Source organism: Amycolatopsis pithecellobii, from assembly GCF_009707865.1.
In the GTDB taxonomy this organism is placed as follows: domain Bacteria; phylum Actinomycetota; class Actinomycetes; order Mycobacteriales; family Pseudonocardiaceae; genus Amycolatopsis_E; species Amycolatopsis_E pithecellobii.
Map to the genome: position 1 here is coordinate 26650 of NZ_WMBA01000037.1, position 12312 is coordinate 38961.

General features: G+C 66.1%; 16 protein-coding genes. 7 read left to right on the forward strand and 9 right to left on the reverse strand.

Annotated features, from left to right (window positions below):
• Positions 1-43: 43 nt before the first annotated feature.
• The gene (locus tag GKO32_RS22170; RefSeq protein WP_154758801.1) at positions 44-265 is read left to right on the forward strand and encodes a hypothetical protein; all 222 of its coding nucleotides are present in this window, start codon (positions 44-46) and stop codon (positions 263-265) included.
• On the opposite strand, the gene GKO32_RS22175 is transcribed toward GKO32_RS22170, so the two are convergent.
• Positions 231-854 (reverse strand): HAD family hydrolase, encoded by a 624-nt coding sequence (locus GKO32_RS22175; protein ID WP_312868306.1) that lies wholly within the window; start codon positions 852-854, stop codon positions 231-233. The genes GKO32_RS22170 and GKO32_RS22175 overlap by 35 nt on opposite strands.
• Before the next feature lie 83 nt (positions 855-937).
• On the opposite strand from GKO32_RS22175, the gene GKO32_RS22180 reads away from it, so the two are divergent.
• Complete coding sequence (locus tag GKO32_RS22180; RefSeq protein ID WP_312868307.1) at positions 938-1543, forward strand: TetR/AcrR family transcriptional regulator; 606 nt, start codon at positions 938-940, stop codon at positions 1541-1543.
• 17 nt (positions 1544-1560) lie between these two features.
• Positions 1561-2502, forward strand: coding sequence for a R2-like ligand-binding oxidase (locus GKO32_RS22185; RefSeq protein WP_154758803.1), 942 nt, complete (start codon positions 1561-1563; stop codon positions 2500-2502).
• A 7-nt stretch (positions 2503-2509) separates the two neighbouring features.
• On the opposite strand, the gene GKO32_RS22190 is transcribed toward GKO32_RS22185, so the two are convergent.
• Both GKO32_RS22190 and GKO32_RS22195 read right to left on the reverse strand, forming a co-directional pair.
• Positions 2510-2923: a VOC family protein gene (locus GKO32_RS22190; RefSeq protein WP_154758804.1), complete on the reverse strand. Its 414-nt coding sequence runs from the start codon at positions 2921-2923 to the stop codon at positions 2510-2512.
• Between the two features lie 24 nt (positions 2924-2947).
• Positions 2948-4585 carry an AMP-binding protein gene (locus GKO32_RS22195; protein WP_154758805.1) on the reverse strand — a complete coding sequence of 546 codons (1638 nt, stop codon included), beginning with the start codon at positions 4583-4585 and terminating at the stop codon, positions 2948-2950.
• A gap of 51 nt (positions 4586-4636) precedes the next feature.
• On the opposite strand from GKO32_RS22195, the gene GKO32_RS22200 reads away from it, so the two are divergent.
• Both GKO32_RS22200 and GKO32_RS22205 read left to right on the forward strand, forming a co-directional pair.
• Entirely contained in the window at positions 4637-5392 is a 756-nt protein-coding gene (locus GKO32_RS22200; protein ID WP_154758806.1) for a PhzF family protein, read from the forward strand.
• The gene (locus GKO32_RS22205; protein WP_154758807.1) at positions 5392-5766 is read left to right on the forward strand and encodes a YccF domain-containing protein; all 375 of its coding nucleotides are present in this window, start codon (positions 5392-5394) and stop codon (positions 5764-5766) included. The genes GKO32_RS22200 and GKO32_RS22205 overlap by 1 nt, the downstream gene beginning before the upstream one ends.
• Positions 5767-5893: 127 nt before the next feature.
• On the opposite strand, the gene GKO32_RS22210 is transcribed toward GKO32_RS22205, so the two are convergent.
• The 6 genes from GKO32_RS22210 to GKO32_RS22235 all read right to left on the reverse strand — a co-directional run bounded on the left by GKO32_RS22210 (position 5894) and on the right by GKO32_RS22235 (position 10647).
• Positions 5894-6694 carry a metallophosphoesterase gene (locus GKO32_RS22210; protein ID WP_312868308.1) on the reverse strand — a complete coding sequence of 267 codons (801 nt, stop codon included), beginning with the start codon at positions 6692-6694 and terminating at the stop codon, positions 5894-5896.
• Between the two features lie 20 nt (positions 6695-6714).
• Complete coding sequence (locus GKO32_RS22215) at positions 6715-7521, reverse strand: HAD-IIA family hydrolase (RefSeq protein WP_154758809.1); 807 nt, start codon at positions 7519-7521, stop codon at positions 6715-6717.
• A gap of 9 nt (positions 7522-7530) precedes the next feature.
• The gene (locus tag GKO32_RS22220) at positions 7531-8634 is read right to left on the reverse strand and encodes a sulfate/molybdate ABC transporter ATP-binding protein (protein ID WP_312868309.1); all 1104 of its coding nucleotides are present in this window, start codon (positions 8632-8634) and stop codon (positions 7531-7533) included.
• Positions 8631-9395, reverse strand: coding sequence for an ABC transporter permease (locus GKO32_RS22225; RefSeq protein ID WP_312868310.1), 765 nt, complete (start codon positions 9393-9395; stop codon positions 8631-8633). Before GKO32_RS22225 ends, GKO32_RS22220 begins: the two co-directional genes overlap by 4 nt.
• Positions 9396-9472: 77 nt before the next feature.
• Entirely contained in the window at positions 9473-10246 is a 774-nt protein-coding gene (gene modA / locus GKO32_RS22230) for a molybdate ABC transporter substrate-binding protein (protein ID WP_154758811.1), read from the reverse strand.
• Entirely contained in the window at positions 10243-10647 is a 405-nt protein-coding gene (locus tag GKO32_RS22235) for a TOBE domain-containing protein (protein ID WP_154758812.1), read from the reverse strand. The genes modA and GKO32_RS22235 overlap by 4 nt, the downstream gene beginning before the upstream one ends.
• A gap of 148 nt (positions 10648-10795) precedes the next feature.
• Between GKO32_RS22235 and moaA the strand changes: the two genes are divergently transcribed.
• Together moaA and GKO32_RS22245 are read left to right on the forward strand one after the other, a co-directional pair.
• On the forward strand, positions 10796-11857 hold the full coding sequence (moaA, locus tag GKO32_RS22240; RefSeq protein ID WP_154758813.1) for a GTP 3',8-cyclase MoaA: 1062 nt from the start codon (positions 10796-10798) through the stop codon (positions 11855-11857).
• A 10-nt stretch (positions 11858-11867) separates the two neighbouring features.
• Positions 11868-12116: a MoaD/ThiS family protein gene (locus GKO32_RS22245; protein ID WP_154758849.1), complete on the forward strand. Its 249-nt coding sequence runs from the start codon at positions 11868-11870 to the stop codon at positions 12114-12116.
• The last annotated feature ends 196 nt before the right edge of the window (positions 12117-12312 follow it).

The following is a 12312-nucleotide window of genomic DNA, read 5'->3' on the forward strand; positions in this document are numbered from 1 at the left end:
AGCCGCCCCGGGGAGAAGTAGCTATCCCTACTACTCTTTACCCATGAACGAAGTTGCGAACGCAGGGCAGCGGGCACCCTGGCTCATGCGAGTGGGGATCGGGGTCTTCGCTGTCGGTGTGCTCGCCGTGCTGGCGGTGTTCATCCTGTTCGCCGCCGGCCTGCAGGACCTGCCGGTATGGCTGAGTCTCGTGGCAGGTGTCGCAACCCCGCTCGGAGTCGTGCTCGGGTTCATCGCACTGGTTCGGGAGCACCGAAAGAGCTGAACCAGGCGGGAAATTCGGTCAGGCTGTCGAAAATTACCTCCGCGCCGGCGGCGGCGAGTTCCTCGCGGCTACATGGCCCAGTGGTGACGGCGATGGACGTCACTCCCGCGGCGATGGCGCCACGCACGTCGCCGAGATGGTCTCCGGCATAGGCTTTCGCGCCGTGCTCGCGCAGTGCAACCGCCTTGCCCGCGGCCCACAGCTCGCCCACCAGTACATCGACTCCGAGATCGAGCGCCTCGATGTGCTTGGCCGCGTTGGGCCCATACTTTCCTGTCACCACAATGGTTCGGCCGCCCGCGCGGCGCACGGCGTCGAGCGCCTCGTGCGCGCCGGGCAACGCCACGGTGGCCGGGATGACGATGTCCGGGTACAGCTCGCGGAACCGGGCGACCAGCTCGGGTATCCGCGCTTCGGGCGCGCCGACGTCGCGCAAGGTCAGATCGAGCGGCGGGCCCATGTTGTTCGCGAAGTATTCGCCGTCGAGCGGTATGCCCGCTTCCTCGCCGAGCGCGTCGATCACCTCAACCACCCCGGGCCTCGGGTCGATCAGCGTCATGTCCAGGTCGAAGCCGACAGTCATCCGCACGACGGTTACCGTAGCGCGGTTTACGCACGGTTCATTGACGTCAAGGCCATTGACATTCTCCGGGACTGTGTCAAGCTCATGGCGTGTCCGAGATCACCTCGTCGTTCGTCGAACGCACCAAGGCCTCGCTGCGAGAGACCCTTCTCGACGCCGCGACCGGGCTCCTTGCCGAACACGGCTATGCCCGGCTCCGGATGGCCGATGTCGCCGCGGCCGCGGGCGTGAGCAGGCAGACGGTCTACAACGAATTCGGCAACAAGACAGCCCTCGTCGAGGCGGTCGCGTTGCGGACGACGGCGGAGTTCCTCGAAGGCATCCGGGTCCGGTTCGAAGCCGCGCCCGACCTGGTCTCCGGAATCCACCGCGCGGTGGTGTACACGATCGAGCACGCGCGCGAGAACAAGCTGGTCGCCGCCGCGCTGGGCACCCGGGAAGGCGAGGACCTGTTGCCTCTGCTCACCACGAAGGGTGCGCCGGTACTCGCTGCCGCGTCGGAAGTCGCCGCCACGCATTACCGGCAGTTCGCGCCCGCATTCGACGAACCGACTGCGAACCTGCTCGCCGAGACCGTGACCCGGCTCGGGCTGAGCCACCTGGTTTTGCCCACGCATTCCGCAACGGAAGCCGCCGACATGGTGTGCGCCGCCGTCGCCCCGTTGATCAACCAACATTTGTCCACAATGGAGTGAAAGAGAGGTCCGACCCCATGACCCGCACCGGTTTCACCTCATTACGACGCGGTGGGCTCAACTGGGACGCGTTCCCGCTGCGCCTGTTCGTCAAGGGCAACAAGAAGTTCTGGAATCCGGCCGACATCGATTTCGGCAAGGACCGGGCGGACTGGGAGGCGCTCACGGACGACGAGCGCCGCTCGGCGACCTACCTGTGTGCGCAGTTCATCGCGGGCGAAGAGGCGGTGACCGAGGACATCCAGCCGTTCATGAAGGCGATGGCGACCGAAGGCCGCTTCGGCGACGAGATGTACCTGACCCAGTTCTGTTTCGAGGAAGCGAAACACACCGAGGTTTTTCGCCGCTGGATGGACGCGGTCGGGCTGACCGAGGACCTCACTTCGTTCGTGTCCGAGAATCCGCACTATCGCAAGCTTTTTTACGAGGAGCTGCCGGAATCGCTGGGGCTGCTCGCCGACGATCCCAGCCCCCGCAACCAGGTTCGCGCCAGCGTCACCTACAACCATGTGATCGAAGGCAGCCTCGCGCTCACCGGGTACTACGCGTGGCAACGAGTCTGTACCGGGCGCGGAATCCTGCCCGGCATGCAGGACCTGGTCAAACACATCGGTGACGACGAGCGCCGGCACATGGCATGGGGCACGTTCACCTGCCGGCGGCATATCGCCGCCGACGACTCGCTGTGGGACGTCGTGCAGGAGCGGATGGGCGAACTCTTGCCGCATGCGCTCGGCATGATCCAGTGGGTCAACGACCAGTTCGAGATTCAGCCATTCGACAACGACCCGCAGGAGTTCATCGAGTACGCGGCCGACCGGGCGCAGCGGCGGCTGGGTGCGATCGAATCCGCACGCGGTGTCCCGGTGGACAAGATCGACCTCGACTACTCCCCTGAGCAGCTCGAAGAAACGTTCGGCGAGGAGGACGCCAAGGCGTTCGCGGAAATCGTCGCGTAGGGGCCGCTCAGCCCTGCGGCTGGGCGATGTCCACCAGCCACGTCACGCCGAACCGGTCGACGCACATGCCGAACTCGTCGCCCCACATCTGCTTCTCCAGCGGCGTGGCGACGTTGCCGCCCTCGGACAGCTTCGCCCAGTAGCCGCGCAGTTCGTCGGCGTCGTCGCCGCTGAGGCTCACCGAGATCGTGTTGCCCGGCTGGTACGGCATGTCCGGCGCGAGGTCCGAGCCCATCAGGACGAACCCGCGGTCGGTCTCCAGCTGACTGTGCATCACCTTGTCCGCCAACGACTCGTCCGGCGCACCGAAGTCGCCGAACGTGTTCACGTTCAGACTGCCGCCGAACACGCCGTGGTAGAACTCCATCGCCTCCCGAGCGTCGCCGTCGAAGGTGAGGTACGGGTTGAGCCGGCTTGCCATGGGAACCTCCTTGGATTGATGTTGCTAGGCGTGCCGCGTAGCCGCGACGCTTTCCAGGCCCAGCAGGCTGACGGCCTGTTCGCGCATCTCGACCTTGCGGATCTTTCCGGTGACCGTCATCGGGAACTCGCCGACGATGTGCACGTACCGCGGGATCTTGTAGTGGGCGAGCTTGCCCGCGCAGAACTCGCGCACCGACTCGGCGGTCAGCGGGGTGGTGCCTTCACGCATCCGGATCCACGCCATCAGCTCCTCGCCGTAGCGCTCGTCCGGCACCCCGATGACTTGTGCGTCAAGGATGTCAGGGTGGGTGTAGAGGAATTCCTCGATCTCGCGCGGATACACGTTCTCTCCGCCGCGGATGACCATGTCCTTGATGCGGCCGGTGATGTTGAGGTACCCCTCGTCATCCATCACCGCGAGGTCGCCGGTGTGCATCCAGCGGGCCCGGTCGATCGCTTCGGCGGTTTTGTCGGGCTGCTCCCAGTAGCCGAGCATCACCGAGTACCCACGCGTGCACAGCTCGCCCGGCTCACCGCGCGGCACGGTCAGCCCGGTTTCGGGGTCCACCACCTTGACTTCGAGGTGCGGGCCGACGCGCCCGACCGTGGACACTCTGCGCTCGATCGAGTCGTCGGCGCGGGTCTGCGTGGACACCGGCGATGTTTCGGTCATGCCGTAGCAGATCGACACTTCCGCCATGCCCATCCGCTCGATGACCTGTTTCATCACCTCGACCGGGCACGGTGAGCCCGCCATGATGCCGGTGCGCAGACTGGACAGGTCGTAGCTGTCGAAGTCCGGCTGTGCCAGCTCGGCGATGAACATCGTCGGCACCCCGTAGAGCGACGTGCACCGCTCGGCTTGCACCGCTTCGAGGGTGGCTTTCGGGTCGAACGCGGGGGCCGGGATGACCATGCAAGCGCCATGGCTGGTGGCCGCGAGATTGCCCATGACCATGCCGAAGCAGTGGTAAAAGGGCACCGGGATGCAGATGCGGTCGGCCTCGGTGTAGTTGCACAGCTCGCCGACGAAGAAGCCGTTGTTGAGGATGTTGTGGTGGGAAAGCGTTGCGCCCTTGGGGAATCCGGTCGTGCCCGAGGTGTACTGGATGTTGATCGGATCGTCCGCCGAAAGCCGGATGTCCGCCAGCGCCGCGGGATCGGCTTGCTTCCCATTGTCCACTAAGGACTTCCACAGCCCGCCGCCGATGAACGCGATGTGCTCGAGGCGCCGACAGTTCGGCCGGACCTCGTCGATCATGCCGGCGTAGTCGGAGGTTTTGAACTTGTCGGCGGAGACCAGTAGCCGGATTCCGGCCTGGTTGAGCACATATTCGAGTTCGTGTGCGCGGTAGGCGGGGTTGATGTTGACCAGGATCGCGCCGATCTTCGCGGTCGCGTACTGCGTGATCGTCCACTCGGCACAGTTGGGCGACCAGATGCCGACCCGGTCTCCCTTGCCGATGCCCAGTTCGAGCAGCCCCAGCGCGAGCGCGTCGATGTCGGCGGCGAGTTCGGCGTATGTCCAGCGGCGACCGGCGTCGACCAGCGCGTCGCGGTCACCGAATGCCTGCACTGTGCGGTCGAAATTGTCACCGATGGTGTCGCCCAGCATGGGCAGGTCAGAGGTGCCCGAGGAATAGCTCGGCACGGCAGGCATGATGCCTCCTCGTTCGCGTCGGCGCTGGCGCTTCGAGTTTAGGGTGGGCACATGCGCCTGTACATCGTTGACGCCTTCACCAATGCGGCTTTCGCGGGCAACCCGGCGGGTGTGGTTCTGCTGGACGGACCGGCCGATCCTCGCTGGATGCAGTCGGTTGCGGCGGAACTGAAACATGCGGAAACGGCGTTCGTGGAGGTCCACGATGCGGGTCCGAAATCGTTGCGATGGTTCACTCCGAAGGTCGAAGTCGACCTGTGCGGGCATGCGACACTGGCGGCTGCCCACGTCCTCGGCGGTTCGCAGGTATTCACGACGCGCAGCGGTGAACTTCGTACGACGGCGGACAATGGCTGGGTCCAGATGGACTTCCCGGCCGACCCACCCAGCGCGGCGGTTGACGCTTTACGGCTGGGAGGGGTGACCGTTAAGGAAATCCTGCGGGGAAAATGGGACCTCCTGATCCGCACCGATGACGCCGCCGAGGTGCGCGCGCTGGTGCCCGACTTCGGAACGATCGCCACCTGGGATGCTCGGTGCGTGGTGGTGACCGCGCCCGGGGACAGGCCGGGGATCGATTTCGTGAGCCGGGTGTTCGGCCCGGCGGTGGGGGTACCGGAAGACCCGGTGACCGGTTCGGCACACTGCATGCTGTCGCCGTACTGGTCGGCGCAGCTGGGCCGGGACGAACTGGTCGGCGAGCAGGCCTCCCCACGGGGCGGCGTGGTCCGGGTATCTTTGCGGGAAAGTCGGGTCACGCTCGCCGGTCAGGCCGTGACGACCGTGCGAGGGGAGCTATTGGTCTGATGCGCTTGGTATTGAACGTCATCTGGTTGCTACTGTGCGGTTTCTGGATGGCAGTGGGATACGTTGTGGCGGGGATCGTCTGCTGCATCCTGATTGTCACGATTCCGTTCGGCATCGCTTCGTTCCGGATCGCAAACTACGCCCTCTGGCCCTTCGGCCGCACCGTGGTGGACCGCCGCGACGCCGGTGCAGGATCGGTGCTGGGAAACATAATCTGGATCATTTTCGCCGGCTGGTGGCTGGCATTGGGGCACATTGTCACGGGTGCACTGTTATGCGTGACAATTATCGGCATACCCTTCGGCGTGGCAAACTTCAAACTGATACCCATCTCCTTGCTACCACTAGGCCGAGAAATCATCGCAACGCCCTAGGTGAAAGCCCCCAAAACGACCACCCACTCAAGGTGACGTCCCGTTGGGTGCGGAATTGACCGGACGGTGGGTCCGTTGGTCGCTTTTCGTTGCACGGCATCGGTTTCGTGTCTGGGGCGGGGGCTGCCTAGTCCTCCGGCTCCCAGGGGAGGGGCACCACCAGGCAGGGGCCACCGACGAACAAGCCGCCATCGATGCCCAGGACTTTTCCTTCCGCATAAAGGAAAGGTGCTTCCACCTGCGACGGATGGATGCCCAGTTGGTCGGCGATGACGCTGTGCCCGTGCACGATCTGCTCACCGCCGAGCTGCGCCAAGAGTTCCGCCGCCACCTCGGCACCCCGTGGGCCACGGAACGCATACCTTGTCGTCATGCGGCGCCAGACGTCCCACCAGCTGGCCAGATCGTCACCCGCCAGGATTTCCTGTGCGGTTTCGTTGATTTCCTCGTCGGTGTCACCCCAGTCCAGGTATTCCAGGGTGTCCGAATGCATCAGCAGATGTTCACCAGCATGGGCGATCAGCGGCCGGGTCGAGAGCCACTCGATGTGATCATCGGTGAGCGCGTCCTGGTCCTCCGGCTGCCCGCCGTTGATCTCCCAGCTCCGCGCGAAGCTGCGTGGTCCGAAGTCCGACGGTACGACCGTGTCCCCGAAGTGGTACATGCCCAGCAGCAGGATTTCGTGGTTCCCCAACAATGCTTGCACCGACCCGCCGACCTCGGCGGCCTGCTCCTGCAGCCGGATCACCAGGTCGATCGCACCGATGCCATCCGGCCCGCGATCGACGAAGTCGCCGAGAAACCACAGGCACGCATCGGCACCGCACCAGTTGTCATTGTCGTCGATCAACTTGCTCTCGCGCAGGGCGTCGGCCAGCTTGTCCCGATACCCGTGCACGTCACCTACAACATAGGTCGGGACATCCACCCCCCGACCATAAGCCCTGCTCAGTCCCGCTGCCCCGGCAGCCCGGCGGCGAACGGGTCCTGGGTGCGCCCGACCAGGTCGGCGATCGATTCGACCACCAGAGTCGGCCGGTACGGGAAGCGGTCGGCGGTGTCCTTCGTCGAGATACCGGTGAGCACCAGAACGGTCTGCAACCCGGCCTCGATCCCGGAGTGCACGTCGGTGTCCATCCGGTCGCCGATCATGATCGTGCTCTCCGAGTGTGCCCCCAGCCGCCGCAACGCCGAGCGCATCATCAACGGGTTCGGCTTCCCCACGTAGTACGGCGAACGCCCGGTGGCCTTCTCGATCAGCGCTGCGATCGAACCCGTCGCGGGCACGCTGCCTTCGAGGCTCGGACCGGTCGCATCCGGATTGGTGGCGATGAACCTGGCGCCCGCTTCGATCAGCCGGATCGCCCTGGTGATCGCGCTGAAACTGTACGTCCGGGTCTCCCCGAGCACGACGTAATCGGGCTCGCGATCGGTCAGCACATATCCCGCTTCGTGCAACGCCGTGGTCAGGCCCGCTTCGCCGATGACGAAAGCCGAGCCGTTCGGGCGCTGGCTGTCCAGGAACTTCGCGGTGGCCAGGGCCGAAGTCCAGATGCGGTCTTCCGGCACGTCCAACCCGGTTCGCTGCAGCCTCGCCCGCAGGTCACGCGGGGTGTAGATCGAGTTGTTCGTGAGCACCAGGAACGGCGTGCCATGCGCGCGCAGCTCGCCGAGGAACTCGTCGGCGCCGGGGATCAGATGCTCCTCGTGCACCAACACCCCGTCCATATCGGTCAGATACGTCCACTGGCTCATGCCTGGGAATTATCCGTGACGCGACGCGTCTCCGTTGAGGGTGGTGGTGGGCGAGGGGCTGGCGGCAGCGGGGTAGACGGTTACCGTCGTGGCCTTGATATCCAGCCGGACCGCGATCCCCGGCTCGAGCCGCAGGTCGGCGACGGCGGCCGGAGTGAGGTCCGCCGCGAGCCCCGCATCGGTACGCAACCGAATCACCGGACCGTGTGGTTCGAGCGCCGCCACCGAGGTGGCGATGATGTTGCGCGGGCTCCCCGGGCGACCATCCTCGACGGGATACACCGCAACCGAACTCGGCGCGAACACCGCGACAGCCGGTTCGCCGAGCGTCGCGTCAGCGGTGCGCAGCCCCGCGATCAACCGTCCGTCTTCGGTCCGCAACCCGTCCTCCACCGCGGTGCCGGCGATCAGATTCAGGCCGGCGATCCGGGCTGTGAACGCCGTCCGGGGGGCGGCGAGCACCTCCCGTGTCGGGCCGCGTTCGACGACCTGCCCACCGGACAGGACCAGCACGTGATCGGCCAGCGCGAGCGCATCGAGCGGATCATGGGTGACCAGTACCGTGGCACGGTCCTTGTTCGCCCCGAGCACCCGTCGCAGCAGCCCGCGGATCGCCGGCGCGGCGTCGACATCGAGTGCGGCCATCGGCTCGTCGAGCAACAGCAGATCGGGCTCACCGGCCAATGCCCGAGCCACCGCGACCCGTTGCGCCTGCCCACCGGAAAGCTGCGCGGGCTTACGGTCGGCGAACTCCATCGCGTCCACTTCGGCCAGCCAGCGCCGCGCGACTTCTCGCGACCCTGCCCGTCCAGCACCCTTCGAGCGCGGCGCGAACGCAACATTGTCCACAACGGACAGATGAGGGAACAGCAGCGGATCCTGCGACAGCAAGCCGATCGACCGGGCATGCGGCGGCAGATCGTGCAGTTCCTTGTCACCAAAGAAAATTCTCGCCCGTCGCGGACGCAGCAGGCCCGAGAGGCTCCCGAGCAGACTGGACTTGCCGGACCCGTTCGGCCCGAGGATCGCGAGCACCGTTCCCGCGGGCACCTCGAAGTCCACGGTGAGCTCGAAGGCGCCGCGAGTCAGCTCGATCTCCGCCCGCAACATCACGCCCGGCCTTCCAGCGCCCTCGGCCGGGCCACCACGATCACCATGAGCGCGACCACCACCAGCAGCAACGCCACCGCGACCGCACTGTCCACATCGGACTCAGCCTGTGTGTAGACCTCGAGCGGCAGCGTCCTGGTCACCCCCTCCAGGCTGCCCGCGAACGTGATGGTCGCACCGAACTCGCCCAGCGAACGCGCGAAACTCAGCACCGCGCCCGAGCCGAGCGCGGGTAGCAACATCGGCACGGTGACCCGGCGGAACACCGTCCACGGCTTCGCGCCGAGCGTCGCACCCACCTGTTCATAGGAGTCACCGGCGTTCCGCAGCGCCCCTTCGAGGCTCACCACGAGGAACGGCATGGCGACGAACGTCTGCGCGATCACCACCGCGGCCGTGGTGAACGGCACCGTCACACCTGCCGTCACGTCCAGGAGATAACCGAGAAAACCCTTGCGCCCCAACAGGTACAGCAAGGCAAGTCCACCGACGACGGGCGGCAATACGAGCGGCAGCAAGACAATCGCGCGCAGCAGCCGGATACCCGGCACGGCCGACCGCGCCAGCACGACGGCCAGCGGCACCCCCAGCAGGACACAGGCCGCCGTCGAGATGGCCGCCGTCTCCATCGACAACCGCAGTGCCGCGAGCGCGGAGTCGGAAACGATCAGTGCCGGCAACCGCCGCAGGTCCGAGCGGACAAGCAGACCGACGACCGGCAACACGACGAGTGCGAGCGCGAGTCCCGCGGGTACCCACAGCACCCACGGGACCTTCGCGCGCGGAACACGACTACCCGCCCGAAGCGACAAAACCTCAGCCTTCCCGGACAGGCCCGTCCTTATTGCCCTGGCGTGCCAAAACCGACCTTGGTCAGCTCGGCCTTGCCCTGCGCACCGAGTAAGAACTGCTCGAACTGCTGGGCGAGATCGGCCTGCGGAGCGTCCTTGAGCACGGCGATCGGATAGTTGTTGATGGCCTGCGCCGACTCGGGGAAGTCGACCTGCGCGACCTTGCCACCGGCGGTACTCGCGTCGGTCACGTAGACCAGGCCCGCGTCGGCGTCCCCGGATTCGACCTTCGTCAGCACCTGCTTGACGTCCTGCTCCTCACTGACCGGCTTGATCGTCACGCCGGTGTTCTTCTCGACCTTCTGCGCCGCCGAGCCGCACGGCACCTGCGCGGCGCACACGACGACCTTGAGCCCGGCACCCGCGAGATCGCCGAAAGCCTTGAGCCCCTTCGGATTTCCCGGGGGGACCGCGATCGTGAGCTTGTTGGTCGCGAACACCGTCGGCGCGCCGTTGACGACACCGCCCTGCACGGCCTTGTCCATGTTCGCCTGATCCGCCGACGCGAACACGTCCGCCTTCGCCCCGTTGGTCAGCTGCTGCACCAGTGTCGACGAACCGCCGAAGTTGTACTTGACGGTGACACCGGGGTGCGCCGCCTCGAACTGGGTCTTCAGCGCGTTGAACGACTCGGTGAGCGACGCGGCGGCATACACCGTGAGCGTCTTCGGCTCGGAGGCAGTGCCGGCGCTGCTGGACGCGCCCGAACCACAGCCGGCGACGAGCAACGCGACACCGGCCAAGGTGACCAATACCTTCTTCAACGCTCTCCTCCAGGAGTCTCGACGACGACCGTCGTCGCCTTCACCACCGCCACCGCGAGCACGCCGGGCCGCAGCCCGAGCTCACGCACGGCCTCGGTGCTCATCAGCGACACCACCCGGTGCGGACCGGACTGCAGCTCGACCTGAGCCATCACCTTGTCGACGACGACCTCGGTGACGAGCCCGACGAACCGGTTCCGTGCGGACCGGCCGACAGCGGACGGGTCGTCCGGCTGGGCCGCCTGCGCGCGGGCGAACGCGGCGAGTTCGGCGCCGTCGATGACCTTGCGGCCCGCGGCGTCCACACTGGAACCAAGCTGCCCGGCCCGAACCCAGCGACGCACCGTGTCGTCACTGACCCCGAGCAGGCCGGCGGCTTCCGAGAACCGAAATTGCGGCATGGTCGCGACATTATCTCCGCGTCTACGGAAAAACCAGGCGTCTACGTGCTCACCACGAATTTCGTTACACAGCAGCGGTTCCCAGTGGACTCCAGCCTCGGTGTTCGTGGCCGTCGCGGCGCGGCCGAGTGGGGTTAGGCTGGTGTCAATGAGTGCGGTAAATCTCGGTCTGCCCCGGCTCCGGGTCGAACCTGCCACGTCCGAACCGAGGCCGGATAACCCTGCCCTTATCGACACGTTCGGACGAGTGGCCACCGATCTGCGGGTCTCGCTCACCGACCGGTGCAACCTCCGCTGTACCTACTGCATGCCGGCGGATGGCCTGCCGTGGTTGCCCGGCAAGGACGTCCTCACTGACGAAGAACTGTTGCGGCTGTTGCGGATCGCGGTCGAACGGCTCGGCATCACCGACATCCGGTTGACCGGCGGCGAGCCGATGCTGCGGCCGGGTCTCGAAGACCTCATCGGACAGATCGCCGCCTTGCGGCCGCGGCCCCGGCTTTCCATGACCACCAACGGAATCGGCCTCGCCAAGCGGGCAGCCAGGATTGCCGCGGCCGGGCTGGACCGGATCAATGTGTCCCTTGACACGGTCGATCGGGAAACGTTCCGGACGATCAGCCGCCGGGACCGACTGTCGCATGTGCTCGATGGCCTCGCCGCGGCGCGCGCGGCCGGACTCGACCCGGTCAAGATCAACGCGGTGCTGCTGCGCGGCGTCAACGAGCACGAAGCGGCGAGCCTGCTGCGGTTCAGCCTCGATCACGGCTACCACCTGCGGTTCATCGAGCAGATGCCGCTGGACGCCCAGCACGGCTGGAACCGGCGAGACATGGTGACCGCTTCGGAAATACTCGACCTGCTGCGGGCCGAGTTCGACCTGACGCCGAGCCCGGGCGAGCGTGGCGGTGCCCCCGCCGAGCGCTGGCTGGTCGACGGCGGTCCCGGCGACGTCGGGGTGATCGCGTCGGTTACCAGGCCGTTCTGTGCCGCGTGCGAGCGCACCCGGCTGACCGCTGACGGTGCCGTGCGCTCCTGCCTGTTCAGCAACGCGGAGACCGACCTTCGCGGGCTGCTGCGCGCCGGTCACGACGACGAAGCGGTGGCCGATGCATGGCGGATGACCATGTGGGGCAAGCTTGCCGGGCACGAGATCAACGAAGCCGGATTCGCCCAGCCGCTCCGGCCGATGAGCGCGATCGGGGGCTGAGTGCGTGACGATGGTGTTGGTGCGGTATTTCGCATCCGCGCGGGCCGCCTCAGGAGTGACAGAAGAGAAGATAGAACTGCCCTTAGGTGCATCCGTGCGCGAAGCACTCGGAGTACTGCGGGAACGCCATCCGGAGAAACTGCCTCGCGTACTCCAAGCCGCCAGTTTCCTTCTTGACGGAGTGGCGGTTCGCGACCATTCCCGGACGGTTCCGGACGGCTCGGAACTTGATGTGCTGCCCCCGTTCGCCGGCGGTTGACCGAATTTTTTGGTCGCGTTCATTGCCTTCACGAACGGCCCAGTGGTAGCCAGAAGGACGTGACACAGACCTCACGAACAGTGAAATATCTCGGCCAGGAAACGGGCGCATAACGGCCCATCTACCAGGGAAAACACCCAAATCGTCATAGGTTGTGCCCCGTTACTGTGATGTAGGTCACGTGCCGAATAATTTC

Bases quoted from the DNA above. Each gene is read 5' to 3' on its own strand.
- GKO32_RS22235 (WP_154758812.1), bottom strand. From the start codon at position 10,647: ATGCCGCAATTTCGGTTCTCGGAAGCCGCCGGCCTGCTCGGGGTCAGT.
- GKO32_RS22205 (WP_154758807.1), top strand. From the start codon at position 5,392: ATGCGCTTGGTATTGAACGTCATCTGGTTGCTACTGTGCGGTTTCTGG.
- GKO32_RS22190 (WP_154758804.1), bottom strand. From the start codon at position 2,923: ATGGCAAGCCGGCTCAACCCGTACCTCACCTTCGACGGCGACGCTCGG.
- GKO32_RS22185 (WP_154758803.1), top strand. From the start codon at position 1,561: ATGACCCGCACCGGTTTCACCTCATTACGACGCGGTGGGCTCAACTGG.
- moaA (WP_154758813.1), top strand. From the start codon at position 10,796: ATGAGTGCGGTAAATCTCGGTCTGCCCCGGCTCCGGGTCGAACCTGCC.
- GKO32_RS22215 (WP_154758809.1), bottom strand. From the start codon at position 7,521: ATGAGCCAGTGGACGTATCTGACCGATATGGACGGGGTGTTGGTGCAC.
- GKO32_RS22195 (WP_154758805.1), bottom strand. From the start codon at position 4,585: ATGCCTGCCGTGCCGAGCTATTCCTCGGGCACCTCTGACCTGCCCATG.
- GKO32_RS22170 (WP_154758801.1), top strand. From the start codon at position 44: ATGAACGAAGTTGCGAACGCAGGGCAGCGGGCACCCTGGCTCATGCGA.
- GKO32_RS22200 (WP_154758806.1), top strand. From the start codon at position 4,637: ATGCGCCTGTACATCGTTGACGCCTTCACCAATGCGGCTTTCGCGGGC.
- GKO32_RS22245 (WP_154758849.1), top strand. From the start codon at position 11,868: ATGGTGTTGGTGCGGTATTTCGCATCCGCGCGGGCCGCCTCAGGAGTG.